This window comes from Amycolatopsis sp. NPDC051716 (genome assembly GCF_040681595.1).
Classification (GTDB): domain Bacteria; phylum Actinomycetota; class Actinomycetes; order Mycobacteriales; family Pseudonocardiaceae; genus Amycolatopsis.
This window is the reverse complement of sequence record NZ_JBFAZA010000054.1, coordinates 22,496-34,525: the sequence shown is the minus strand read 5'-3', so window position 1 is coordinate 34,525 and position 12,030 is coordinate 22,496. Positions and strand designations below refer to the sequence as shown.

The window sequence follows — 12,030 nt, the reverse complement described above, 5'->3', positions numbered from 1 at the left end:
CCGCCCTTCTCACTGCATTCCACATGGCAGTTGGCGCTGCCATCCGGCACGGAGGCGACGGCCGGTCGCGCTCCGCAACAGAGAAAGAGATTCCACGGTGAAACGCAAATCCCTCCCCATCATGGTAGCGGCAGGCCTGTCCGCGGTGCTCGCGCTGGGCGGCTGCGCCCGCGCGAGCCAGGAGCCTTCCGGCGCTCCCGGTGAAATCACCATGTGGACGCACTCGGCGGGCAACCCCGGCGAGCTGGCGGTCTACCAGCGGATCATTTCCGACTTCAATGCGTCCCAGAACCAGTACAAGATCGTCCAGCAGAACTTCCCGCAGGGGTCCTACAACGACGCGATCACCGCGGCCGCCGCGTCGCGGAAGCTGCCCTGCCTGCTGGACATGGACGGCCCGGTGATGCCGAACTGGGCGTGGGCCGGCTACCTGCAGCCGCTGGGGCTGCCGGACGACCTGATCAAGACGCTGCTGCCCACGACCGTCGGCCGGTACAAGGACACCGTCTATTCGGCGGGCTACTGGGACGCCGCGTTGTCGATCTTCGCGCGGAAGTCGGTGCTGGACAAGAACGCCATCCGGATCCCGAGCGCCGAGAAGCCGTGGACGCTCGACGAGTTCGACGCCGCCGTCGCCAAGCTGAAGGCCGGCGGCTACGCCACGCCACTGGACCTGGGCGCCGCCGACAAGGGCGAGTGGTGGTCGTACGCGTATTCGCCGATGCTGCAGAGCACCGGTGGCGACCTGATCGACCGCGCCACCATGAAATCCGCCGACGGCGTGCTGAACTCCCCTGAGGCGGTCAAGTTCTTCACCTGGTTCCAGCAGGCGTTCAAGAACGGCTGGGCGGACAACACCGGCCCGGTCGGCAACCAGCGTTTCGTCGACGACAAGGTCGCCCTCAGCTACACCGGCGTGTGGAACGCCAAAGACGCGCTCGACGCTGTCGGCAACGACCTGCTGATCCTGCCGCCGGTCGACTTCGGCAAGGGCCCGAAGATCGGCGGCGGTTCCTGGCAGTGGGGCATTTCCGCGGGCTGCAAGAACACCGACGGCGCCCGCGCGTACCTGAAGTTCAGCTTCCAGGACAAGTACCTCACCGCCTTCGCCGACAGCCAGGTGGTCATCCCGAGCACCACGGCGGCCGCGGCGGCGTCGAAGTACTTCGGCGACACCGCGCCATTGCACCCGTTCGCCGTGCTGTCGCAGAAGTTCGCCCTCGCCCGGCCGGCCACCCCCGGCTACCCGGTGATCTCCTCGACCTTCGAAAAGGCGGCCAAGGACATCATGAGCGGTGCCGAAGTCAAGCCGGCGCTCGACACGGCCGTGCAGGCGATCGACACCGACATCAAGTCCCAGAACGGCTACGGCTTCTAGCTCGTCGCCCCCGCCCGGCGCCGGCGCCGGGCGGGCCGAGAGGGAAGGCACCTCCATGACGGCGACCATCTCGCCGGACACCCGCGCCGCGAGCGCGACCCCGAAACCCGTGTCCCGAAGGAAAATCCACCACGAACGACGCTCCGCGCGCCGGGCCGGCTGGGCCATGGCCGCCCCGGCGGTGGTGTTGCTGCTGGCGTTCCTGATCGTCCCGGTGCTGCTCGGGTTCGTCCTGTCGTTCACCAACGCCCGGCTCGTCTCGCCCGAACCGACCACTTTCACCGGCCTCGACAACTTCGTCCGGGCCTTCACCGCCGATCCGACGTTCCTCCGCTCGCTGGTGAACACGTTCTGCTTCGCCGCGGTGGTCGTGCCGGTGCAGGCCGGGTTCGGGCTGTTGCTGGCCATCCTGGTGAACCGGAAGATCCGCGGCGCGGTGGCGTTCCGGGTCATCTTCTTCATCCCGGTGGTGACCTCGATCGTCGTGGTGTCGATCCTGTGGAAGTTCATGTACCAGCCCGACGGGCTGATCAACTCCTTCATCGACTCCATCACCTTCGGCGCCTGGCAGGGCACCGCGTGGCTGAACAATCCCAGCACCGCGCTGACCGCGATCATCGTGCTGTCCATCTGGCAGGCGGTCGGCTTCCACATGCTGATCTGGCTGTCCGGCCTGCAGACCATCCCGCAGGAGCTGTACGAGGCCGCGCGGATCGACGGCGCGGGCACCTGGCAGCAGTTCCGCAACGTGACCTGGCCGTGCCTGCGCCCGACCCGGGTGTTCGTGCTGATCACGATCACCATCGCCGCGCTCGGGCTGTTCGTGCAGATCGACGTGATGACCCAGGGCGGCCCGGTGGACGCCACCTCGACGCTGGTCTACCACGCGGTCCGGATGGGCTACCACCAGCAGCAGATCGGCTACGGCTCGGCCCTGTCGCTGGTGTTCTTCGTGCTGGTGCTCATCGTCGCGCTGGTCCAGCGCTTCCTGACCCGGGACAAGGACTGACCCATGACCATCCACAAGGGACGCGACAACGAGCGCGCGCTGCGCCGCCGCCGGCGCGTCTGGACCTACCTGGTCCTCGTCGGACTCGCCGTCTTCTTCCTGTTCCCGCTCGTGTTCATGGTCGTCTCCAGCCTGAAACCCGACGGCCAGATCCTGTCCGACGTCGGCGGGTGGCGGGCGTTCCTGCCGCTGGGTGACATCGGCTTCGACAACTATTCCGCGGTGTTCGACCGGGTGCCGGTCGGGCGGTTCCTGCTCAACTCGGTCCTGGTCACGGTGGTGATCGTGGGGGCGGGGCTGGTGGTGAACTCGATGGCCGGGTTCGCGATCTCCCGGCTGCGCTGGACCGGCCGCGGGGTGGTGCTCAGCGTCATCATCGCCACGCTGATCGTGCCGTTCGAGACGATCGCGGTGCCGATGGTCTACTGGGTTTCGCGGCTGCCGACCCTGCTGTTCCAAAATGGACAGATCGTGTACGACTTCGGGTGGCTGGACACCTACCAGGTGCAGATCATCCCGTTCATCGCCAACGGCTTCTCGATCTTCCTGTTCACCCAGTACTTCTCGACCATCCCCACCGCCCTCGACGAGGCGGCCCGGATCGACGGCGCGGGCTGGTTCACCATCTACCGCAAGATCGCCGTGCCGCTGTCGGGGCCGGCGTTCGCCACCGTCGCCATCCTGACGTTCCTGCCGGCCTGGAACCAGTACCTGTGGCCCAGCATGGTCGTCCAGGACGAAAAGCTGCGGCCGGTCATGGTCGGCATGCAGTACTTCTTCCAGGACAACACCGCCTGGGGCGAGGTCATGGCCTACACGTCGATGATCACGCTCCCGGTGCTCGTGGTCTTCCTCGCCTTCCAGCGTGCGTTCGTCAGCAGCGTCGCGGCCAGCGGCGTCAAGGAATGACCCTCGCCCCCTTCTCGAAAGGCTCGCATGTTTTCGCTGCCCGACTCCTGGGTCTGGGACTTCTGGTTCGCCGACGACGGCGACCGCCACCACCTGTTCTTCCTCTACGCCTCCCGCGCCCTGCACGATCCCGAAGCCCGCCACTACCGCGCCTCGATCGGCCACGCCGTCTCGGCCGACCTGGTGCACTGGACCCGGATCGAGGACGCGCTGGTCCGCGCGGACGCCCCGGCGTTCGACGACCTGGCGACGTGGACCGGTTCGGTGGTGCGGCACCCGGACGGCACGTGGTTCCTGTTCTACACCGGGGCGACCCGCGCTCCCGCCGGCAAGAACGTCCAGCGGATCGGCTACGCCACCTCGCCGGATCTCGTGACGTGGCGACGGTCTTCCGGGAACCCGGTCCTGGCCGCCGACCCCCGCTGGTACGAGACCCTGGACGCCGCCTGGCACGACGAGGCGTTCCGCGACCCGTGGGTGTTCGCCGACCCCGGCGGCGACGGCTGGCACATGCTCATCACCGCCCGCGCCGCCACCGGCGAGCCGTTCGAACGCGGCGTCGTCGGCCACGCCGTCTCCGCGGACCTGCGGCACTGGGACCTGCGGCCCCCGCTGACCGGCCCCGGGTCACGGGGGTTCGGGCAGCTGGAGGTCCTGCAGGCCGAGGTCGTGGACGGCCGGCCGGTCCTGCTCTTTTCGTGCTTGGCCGAGCACGCCTCGCCCGACCGCCGGGCGACCGGCACGACCGGCGGGATCTGGGCCGCGCCCGCCGGTGGACCGCTCGGGCCGTTCGACATCGCGGCCGCCGAACCCGTCACCGACGACCGCTTCTACAGCGGCCGTCTCGTCCGCCGCCGGTCCGACGGCCGCTGGGTGCTGCTCGCGTTCCACCACCGCGGCGAACACGGCTTCATCGGCGCCATCAGCGATCCCATGCCGGTGGCGTGGGACGGCAAACGTCTCAGCGTTCTCGATTCCTGACTTCCCGGAGGTCCCCATGCGCTCAACGACGAGCCGCATCCGCCTGCTGTCCGCCGCCGCCCTCGTGGCGGCGACGGCGGTGGTGGGCGTGGCCGGCGCAGCCGCTGCTCCGGCAGCGCCCACTTACCGCGCGCAGTACCACTTCACGGTGCCCGACCACTGGAAGAACGACCCCCAGCGGCCGGTGTACGTCAACGGCAAGTTCAACTACTACTACCTCTACAACGCCGACTACCCGGCCGAAGTCGGCACCGCCTGGCGGCTGGCGACCACCACCGACGGCGTGGCCTTCGCCGACCAAGGCATCGCCGCACCGAAGAAGACCAACGCGAACTACGACCTGTGGTCGGGTTCCACGGTCGTCGACACCGCGAACACGGCCGGCTTCGGCGCCGGCGCGGTGGTCCAGCTGGTGACGCAGATGGATCACCCGGTCAACGCGTCCGGGCCGCAGGCGCAGTTCCTGTGGTACTCGATCGACGGCGGCCGGACGTTCCGGCCGTACGGCGACACCCCGGTGATCCCGAACGGCGGCCGCCGCGACTTCCGGGACCCCAAGGTGAGCTGGGACGCCGCCCGCGGCCGGTGGGTCGCGGCGATCACCGAAGGCGACCGGATCGGGTTCTTCACCTCACCGGACCTGAAGACCTGGACGTGGCGGTCGGACTTCGTCAGCACCTACGGCACCCTCGAATGCCCGGACCTGTACCCGATCCGCGCCGACGACGGCACCACGCACTGGGTGCTGGGCGTCAGCGCCGGCGGGATCCCGGGCACCTACGCCTACTGGACCGGGGCCTTCGACGGCACCGGGTTCACCGCCGACGCCGCCACCCCGCAGTGGCTCGACCACGGCTTCGACTGGTACGCCGGCGTCACCTGGGAAGATCCCGCGGCGCCGGCGGACCGGCGGTTCGGCATGGCCTGGATGAACAACTGGGCCTACGCGGACACCACGCCGACCCGGGACGCCGACGGCTTCAACGGCACCGACTCGATCGTCCGGCAGATCACGCTGAAGCACTACGCGGACGGCTACGCCCTCGCCTCGCAGCCGGCACCGGCGCTGGCCTCCCACGCGAGCTCGGTGACGAACCTCGGCACCATCCAGGTCGACGACGGCCTGGTGCCGCTGGCCTACCACGGAACGGCCTACCAGCTCGACACCGACGTCAGCTGGACCGAGCTGGAGAACATCGGGCTGCAGCTGCGGGCGTCGGCCGACGGGACCCGGCACGCGGACGCCGGGATCTACCACGACTACAGCTACCTCAACCGGCGCCAGACCGGCCAACCCGACACCACCGGGACGCGCGGGGAGAGCCACGCACCCTGGAACCCGGCGAAGACCAGCGCGCACCTGCGGATCCTGGTCGACCGGACCACCATCGAGGTGTTCGTCGACGACGGCCGGTACGTGCACTCCAGCGAAGTGTTCGCCGACCCCGCCGACACCGGCGTAAACCTCTACGCCACCGGCGGCAGCGCCACCTTCGCGAACACGACCATCACCGAATTCCCCGACCTGTCCCAGCGCCCGGCACACGTGGTCTCCGGGTTCGAAGGCGGCTCCTACGACCCCGGCTGGACCACGGCCGGCAGCTTCACCGGCACCGGCCCGTCGTCCGAGTACCTGCCCGGCATGGTCGGCAACGCGGTCCTGGACACCTTCGTCGGCGGCGGCGACCCGGCCACCGGCACGATCACCTCACCGGCGTTCACCCTCGACCGCGCTCACCTGCACTTCCTCCTCGCCGGCGGCCACCACCCGGCCGGATCGCCCGGTCAGACGTCGATCGACCTGATCGTCAACGGCCAGGTCGTGCGCACGGCCACCGGAGACGACACCGGTGTGCTCAAACCGATCGACTGGGACGTCGGCGCCCTGCAGGGGCAGAGCGCCCGGGTGCAGGTCGTCGACCAGGCGACCGGCGCGTGGGGGCACCTCATGGCCGACCAGCTGCTGCTCAGCGACTGAGCATCCGGCCGAGGCTGCCGGATGGGGCCACTTCAGCCGGATGGTCACGGATTGTCCCGTCCGGTCGTGGAGCGGTCGCCGCCGGTGAGCGTGCCGGTGGGCACGGCGACCGGGGCGCCGGTGGCGTCCCGGACCGCGGACAGGCTGACGCCGGGAGCCGTTTCGACCAGCCGGAGTCCGTCGGGCGTGACGTCGAGGACGCCGAGGTCGGTGATGATGCGGCTGATGCAGCGGCGGCCGGTCAGCGGGAGCGTGCACTCGGTGACGATCTTGGGCCGGCCGTCGCGGGTGGTGTGCTCGGTGAGGGCGATGACGTGGCGGGCGCCGTGGACGAGGTCCATCGCGCCGCCCATGCCCTTGATCATCTTGCCGGGGACGGTCCAGTTGGCGAGGTCGCCGTGGGCGGAGACCTGCATGGCGCCGAGGACGGCGGTGTCGATGTGGCCGCCGCGGATCATGCCGAAGGAGGCGGCGGAGTCGAAGAAGGCGGCGCCGGCCAGGGTGGTGACGGTTTCCTTGCCGGCGTTGACGAGGTCGGGATCGAGCTGGTCGACGCGCGGGTAGGGGCCGGTGCCCAGGATCCCGTTCTCGGAGTGGAGCACGACCCGGACCCCGGGCGGGACGTGGTCGGGAACGAGGGTCGGCAGGCCGATGCCGAGGTTGACGTAGCTGCCGTCGGTGAGTTCGGCGGCGGCCCGTGCGGCCATCTGGTCACGAGTCCACGGCATCAGCCGATGGTCCTTTCGATGGTGAGGCGTTCGATGGGCTTGTCCGCGGCCTGCTCGGGGGTCAGCTCGACGACCCGCTGGACGTAGATGCCCGGCAGGTGCACCTGGCCGGGGTCGAGGACGCCGGGCTCGACGAGCTCTTCGACCTCGGCGATGGTGATCCGCCCGGCGGTGGCGGCCAGGGGGTTGAAGTTGGCGGCCGAACGGCGGAAGACGAGGTTGCCGTGCCGGTCGCCGCGGGCGGCGTGCACCAGGGCGAAGTCGCAGGTGATGGCGTGTTCGAGGACGTACTCGCGGCCGGCGAAGGTGCGGGTCTCCCGCGGCGGGGACGCGAGCGCGACCGTGCCGTCGGCGGCGTAGCGCCAGGGCAGGCCCCCTTCGGCGATCTGCGTGCCGACGCCGGCGGGGGTGTAGAACGCCGGGATGCCGGCCCCGCCGGCACGCAAGCGCCCGGCGAGGGTGCCCTGCGGGATCAGCTCCACCTCGAGCTCGCCCGCCAGGTACTGGCGGGCGAACTCCTTGTTCTCGCCCACGTAGGAGGCGGTGACGCGGGCGGCCCGGCGCGCCTCGAGCAGGATGCCGAGGCCGCGTCCGTCGGTGCCGCAGTTGTTGGACACCAGGCGCAGGCCGCTGGTGCCGGTGTCGTGCACGGCCCGGATGAGGGTTTGGGGGATGCCGCACAACCCGAAGCCGCCGACCGCCAGGGAGGCGCCGTCGGGGATGTCGGCCACGGCCAGCGTGGCGGTCGGGATCACTTTGTCCATGGAAGGGGCCGCTCCTGGTGGCGGCCCGGGACGCTCGCTCGCGTTCGAGCGCCCCGGGCCGCGGTCTCGGTGGTGGTTACGGGCAGGTGTTGTCGAGGACGTAGTAGTTGCCGCCGGTCCGGCGCAGCTTGGTGCTGCCGTAGTAGACGTCGAGGCCGAGGTTCTGGTTGGAGCCGTTGGCCAGGGCGTAGCCGTAGGTGTCGTGCGCTCGTCCGGCGAGGACGTGGGCGTAATTGGACGCGGTGAAGCAAGCCCCGGCCGGCGGGGTCGTGCTGGTGGGCGGGGTGGTCCCGGTCGTCGGCGTGCCGGTGGTCGGGTTCTCGTGCGCGATGATGAACGAGCGCATCTCGGCCAGGGCGGTGTTGTCGGAGATGATGGTGAAGTGCGTCGGCGCCGCCGCGCCGGAGAGCAGGAAGTTCTCGTCGGCGCCCGCGAGTTTCGCGGTGTCGTAGGGGGCGGCGTTGGTGTCGTTGACCGACCGGATCGTCAGGTAGGCGATCGGTGGGTGGCCGGGCACTTCGGTGCCGGAGTTGAGCGCCTTCAGGAAGGGCGAGCCGGCGTCGCCGAACTGCTGGCAGGAGACGTAGAACTGGCAGCCGTTGTTCGTGGTGCCGTGCTGGGGGCCGGCGTAGCCGATGTACTGCGAGACCTTGTCCGCGCCGCCGAGGTTCTTGATGTAGTAGCGGGCCGCCAGGGTGGACGCCGACCAGGTCGCGAGCACGACCTTCGACGCGCCGGTCTGGGCGCGCACCTGGTCGACCTCGGTGCCGAGTTCCTGGGCGGCCTTCGCCAGGTCCTGCGTCATGCTGCTGCTGTCGGTCCAGGTGAACAGCCGGTTCGCCGCCCACCCGTTCGACTGCAGGTTCGACTTCATCGCGTCCATGTTGGACGGCGTGCCGGTCATGCCCGGGACCATGATGACCGGGTCGTGGGTGGCGGTGGGAGCGGCACCGGCCGCGCCCGTGGTCACGGCGACGGCGGTGGCGACCACAGTGGCCAGTACGGCGGAACCGGCGGCCGGCAGGCGGGCCCGGCGGCCCGGGCCGGTCCGCGCCGCGGACGATGAGCGAGGACGAGCAGGCATCGTTGCCTCCTTGAAACGACAGCACGAGCGGGGAACGTGGAATTGCGCTTTTCGCGGACCCGGTACGTCAAAATCCGTGGTCCGAGGTGTCAACACTGTAGGTAGCGCACCCCCCTCGAGGGCTATGTGCGAGCAGCACACCATTCAGCGGAGACCCGTGTGCCGTTGAGGTCCCACCGGCTTTGTGACAGCCGGACACATCGTGCGCTTCGGCGGTGTGAGCGGTTCACATTGCCGGGAAAGGCCCCGTTTCGTAGCGTGCCTTTCACGCTCTCGTCCCGGAGGAATGCACCAGTGACCCGTTTCGGCATCATCGGCGGCGGATTGATGGGCCACGGCATCGCCGTCGCCCTCGCCCAGGCGGGCCACCGCGCCGGCGTCTTCGACAACGACCCGGCGACGCTGGCCGGCCTCGGCGAACGCGTCGGCAGCGCGGTGCGCCGCACCGCCACACCCGGGGCTCGGGTGGAGGCGATCGGTGACCGGGTCTCCGCGGTCGATTCACTGGCCGAGCTGGCGAAGCAGGCCGACGTCGTCATCGAGGCGGTCTCGGAGCGGCTGGCCGTCAAGCACGACGTGCTCGCGTCGCTGGAGCCGCACCTGGCGCCGGACACTCCGGTGTGGACGAACACCTCGGTGCTGTCGATCAGCGAGGTCGCCCGGGCGATGCTGCATCCCCGGCGGCTGGTCGGCGTGCACTGGTGGAACCCGCCGTACCTGATCCCGCTGGTGGAGATCGCCCCCGGCGCGGAAACCGGCCCGGACTTCGTCGACCACGCGCACGGCTTGCTCACGGAGCTGGGCAAGACGACGGTCCGGCTGCACCGCGACGTCCCCGGGTTCATCGGCAACCGCCTGCAGTTCGCGCTGGTCCGGGAGGCCCTGCACCTGCTCGCCGAAGGCGTCTGCGAACCCGGAACGATCGACACCGTCGTCCGCGCCAGCGTCGGGTTGCGGTGGACCGCGGTCGGGCCGATGGAGAACGCCGACTACATCGGCCTGGACCTGACCCGGGCGATCCTCGGCAGCCTCGCCCCCACCCTGTCCACCGAAACGCACGAGTTCCCCGTGCTCGACCGGCTGCTGGCCCAGGAGCGCACGGGCCGCCCCGGCGGGCGAGGACTGTTCGACTGGCGCGCCGGCCGCGCGGAGGAGGTGGCCGCCCGCCTGGAGGCCGGCATCCGCCACAACCTGTCCGGCCCGGCCTGAGTGGCCGGGCCGCGCGGCGCGGGTCACACTGATCACGGTGCGCCGGTCGACGGCGGATCTGCCCGGCCGTGCCGTAGCGGTGAGGAGAGACGATGCCGGCGCAACGGCGGTTGATGCTGCACCTGCTGATCGACGACGCGGACCTCGAGGCGTTCGACGCCGCCGTGGCCGAGGCACGCACCCGCGGCGTGTCCCCGGAAGCACTCGCCGAGGTCGAACGGGACCGGGCGATCGCGCTGCGGCTGCGGGAAACCCTCATCCGGCACCGGCGCAACGAAGCCGAGCTGCAGCTGCTCAACGACACCGCCACCGACCTGGCCTCGCTGCGCGACCTCGACTCGATCCTGCAGGCCATCGCCGACCGCGCCCGCCGGCTGGTCGAGTGCGACCTGGCCTACATCAGCCTGAGCGACCACGGCCGGGGCGATTGCTACATCCGCGCTGCGGCCGGGAACATCTCCGGCTTGCTGGTCGGCCTGCGCCTGCCGACCGGCGCCGGGCTCGGTGGCATGGTCGCCCGGACGGGGGAGCCCTACAGCCTCGAGTCCTACGCCCGGGACGCCACCATCACCCACACCGGGCCGATCGACCGGACCGTCACGGCCGAGGGGATCGAGTCCCTGCTGGGGGTCCCGGTCAAGCTCAAGCAGGAGGTCATCGGGGTCCTGCTGGCCGCCCACCGCGCCGTCCGCTCGTTCAGCAGCCGTGACATCACCGCGCTGAGCATGCTCGCCAACCACGCCGCCGTGGCGATCGAGAGCTCACGCCTGCTGACCGCCGCGCAAACCGCCGTCGAAGACCTGCGCGTCGCCAACGCCACCATCGGCTCCCACGTCGGCGACCTCGAACGCACCGCCGAGGTGCACGAACGGCTGAGCAAGCTGGTGATCCAGGGCAAGGGGGTCGAGGAGGTCGTGCACGCCACCGCGGCGGTCGTGCCGGGACACGTCCTGGTCGTCGACGAGCACGGCGCGACCGTGGCCACCGCGGGCGGGGCCGGGGACGAACCGCCGCCGGACTTGGCCGAGGCCGGGATCGAGGCGCGCCGGTCCGGCCACACCCTGGTCCGGGACCGCCTGTGCGTGGTGCCGATGATCACCGAATCCGAGCCGCTCGGCATGCTCGTCCACCTCGGTACGACGACCATCAGCGAGACCGACCGGCGCATCCTGGAACGCGCCGCCCTGGTCGCGGCCCTGGTGCTGGTCACGCGGCGGCGGATGGCCGAAGCCGAGGCGCGGGTGCGCGGCGAACTGCTCGGGGAGCTGCTCGGCGGGAAGCCCCAGGACTACGACCTGCTCCGGCATCGCGCCGCGATCCTCGGCGTCGACCTCGACGCCTGCCGGGTGCTGGTGGTGGCCCACCTGGACGGGGCGGCGCGGGAGCGGACGTACCCGGCCCTGGCCGCGCTGGCCCGCCGGTTCCGCGGCCTGGCCACCCACCACCACGACACCGTCGTCCTGCTCGCTCCCGGGGAGGACGCGCGCGCGGTGGCGGAGGCCGCCGCACGGGAGCTGTCGCGCGCCACCCGCAACCGCGTCACCGCCGGGTCCGCCTGCGTGTCGCACCCCACGGCCGTGGGCACGGCGCACGACGAAGCGGCGAAGTGCATGCGGGCGTTGCTCGCCCTCGGCCGCCACGGCGAGACCGCGACGGCGGGCGACCTCGGGTTCGTCGGCACGTTGTTCAACGGCCGCCCCGACGTCGCCGGCTTCGTCACGGCGACGCTCGGACCGGTCCTGGTCTACGACCGCGAGCACCACGCCGATCTGGTGCGCACCCTCGAAGTCTTCTGCCAGACCAACCAGAACGCCCGCAGCACCGCGCAGATCCTGCACCTGCACCACAACACCGTGTCCCAGCGCCTCGCGCGGGTCGGCCGCCTGCTCGGTGCCGGCTGGCGCGACGCCGACCGGCTGCTGGAGATCCAGGTCGCCTTGCGGCTGCACAGCGTCAGCGGCACATAGCGGCGGCCTTTCGGTGTGCCGGT

10 protein-coding genes are annotated in these 12,030 nt (G+C 70.7%); 7 read left to right on the top strand and 3 right to left on the bottom strand.

What is annotated here, in order from left to right; all coding sequences use genetic code 11:
* Positions 1 to 121: 121 nt before the first annotated feature.
* The 5 genes from AB0M30_RS43850 to AB0M30_RS43830 are packed head-to-tail and all read left to right on the top strand — an operon-like array spanning position 122 to position 6,255.
* Complete coding sequence (locus AB0M30_RS43850) at positions 122 to 1,378, top strand: extracellular solute-binding protein (protein ID WP_364597479.1); 1,257 nt, start codon at positions 122 to 124, stop codon at positions 1,376 to 1,378.
* A gap of 55 nt (positions 1,379 to 1,433) precedes the next feature.
* Entirely contained in the window at positions 1,434 to 2,387 is a 954-nt protein-coding gene (locus tag AB0M30_RS43845; protein WP_364597476.1) for a sugar ABC transporter permease, read from the top strand.
* Between the two features lie 3 nt (positions 2,388 to 2,390).
* The gene (locus tag AB0M30_RS43840; protein ID WP_364597473.1) at positions 2,391 to 3,296 is read left to right on the top strand and encodes a carbohydrate ABC transporter permease; all 906 of its coding nucleotides are present in this window, start codon (positions 2,391 to 2,393) and stop codon (positions 3,294 to 3,296) included.
* A gap of 27 nt (positions 3,297 to 3,323) precedes the next feature.
* Positions 3,324 to 4,277, top strand: a complete 954-nt coding sequence (locus tag AB0M30_RS43835) for a glycosyl hydrolase family 32 (protein ID WP_364597470.1) — start codon at positions 3,324 to 3,326, stop codon at positions 4,275 to 4,277.
* A gap of 16 nt (positions 4,278 to 4,293) precedes the next feature.
* Entirely contained in the window at positions 4,294 to 6,255 is a 1,962-nt protein-coding gene (locus AB0M30_RS43830; RefSeq protein WP_364597467.1) for a glycoside hydrolase family 32 protein, read from the top strand.
* Positions 6,256 to 6,299: 44 nt separating this feature from the next.
* On the opposite strand, the gene AB0M30_RS43825 is transcribed toward AB0M30_RS43830, so the two are convergent.
* From AB0M30_RS43825 to AB0M30_RS43815, 3 genes are all read right to left on the bottom strand, one after another.
* On the bottom strand, positions 6,300 to 6,983 hold the full coding sequence (locus AB0M30_RS43825; protein ID WP_364597464.1) for a CoA transferase subunit B: 684 nt from the start codon (positions 6,981 to 6,983) through the stop codon (positions 6,300 to 6,302).
* The gene (locus AB0M30_RS43820; RefSeq protein ID WP_364597461.1) at positions 6,983 to 7,747 is read right to left on the bottom strand and encodes a CoA transferase subunit A; all 765 of its coding nucleotides are present in this window, start codon (positions 7,745 to 7,747) and stop codon (positions 6,983 to 6,985) included. Before AB0M30_RS43820 ends, AB0M30_RS43825 begins: the two co-directional genes overlap by 1 nt.
* Positions 7,748 to 7,823: 76 nt before the next feature.
* Positions 7,824 to 8,831 carry a hypothetical protein gene (locus AB0M30_RS43815; protein WP_364597457.1) on the bottom strand — a complete coding sequence of 336 codons (1,008 nt, stop codon included), beginning with the start codon at positions 8,829 to 8,831 and terminating at the stop codon, positions 7,824 to 7,826.
* A 294-nt stretch (positions 8,832 to 9,125) separates the two neighbouring features.
* On the opposite strand from AB0M30_RS43815, the gene AB0M30_RS43810 reads away from it, so the two are divergent.
* Together AB0M30_RS43810 and AB0M30_RS43805 are read left to right on the top strand one after the other, a co-directional pair.
* Positions 9,126 to 10,040, top strand: coding sequence for a 3-hydroxyacyl-CoA dehydrogenase family protein (locus AB0M30_RS43810; protein ID WP_364597454.1), 915 nt, complete (start codon positions 9,126 to 9,128; stop codon positions 10,038 to 10,040).
* Positions 10,041 to 10,132: 92 nt separating this feature from the next.
* A complete protein-coding gene (locus AB0M30_RS43805; protein ID WP_364597451.1) occupies positions 10,133 to 12,007 on the top strand; it encodes a GAF domain-containing protein in 1,875 nt (624 codons plus the stop codon).
* Positions 12,008 to 12,030 lie beyond the last annotated feature (23 nt).

Excerpts from the sequence above, each read along its gene's own strand:
- AB0M30_RS43850 (WP_364597479.1), top strand. The coding sequence starts at position 122 with ATGGTAGCGGCAGGCCTGTCCGCGGTGCTCGCGCTGGGCGGCTGCGCC.
- AB0M30_RS43845 (WP_364597476.1), top strand. The coding sequence starts at position 1,434 with ATGACGGCGACCATCTCGCCGGACACCCGCGCCGCGAGCGCGACCCCG.
- AB0M30_RS43840 (WP_364597473.1), top strand. The coding sequence starts at position 2,391 with ATGACCATCCACAAGGGACGCGACAACGAGCGCGCGCTGCGCCGCCGC.
- AB0M30_RS43835 (WP_364597470.1), top strand. The coding sequence starts at position 3,324 with ATGTTTTCGCTGCCCGACTCCTGGGTCTGGGACTTCTGGTTCGCCGAC.
- AB0M30_RS43830 (WP_364597467.1), top strand. The coding sequence starts at position 4,294 with ATGCGCTCAACGACGAGCCGCATCCGCCTGCTGTCCGCCGCCGCCCTC.
- AB0M30_RS43825 (WP_364597464.1), bottom strand. The coding sequence starts at position 6,983 with ATGCCGTGGACTCGTGACCAGATGGCCGCACGGGCCGCCGCCGAACTC.
- AB0M30_RS43820 (WP_364597461.1), bottom strand. The coding sequence starts at position 7,747 with ATGGACAAAGTGATCCCGACCGCCACGCTGGCCGTGGCCGACATCCCC.
- AB0M30_RS43815 (WP_364597457.1), bottom strand. The coding sequence starts at position 8,831 with ATGCCTGCTCGTCCTCGCTCATCGTCCGCGGCGCGGACCGGCCCGGGC.
- AB0M30_RS43805 (WP_364597451.1), top strand. The coding sequence starts at position 10,133 with ATGCCGGCGCAACGGCGGTTGATGCTGCACCTGCTGATCGACGACGCG.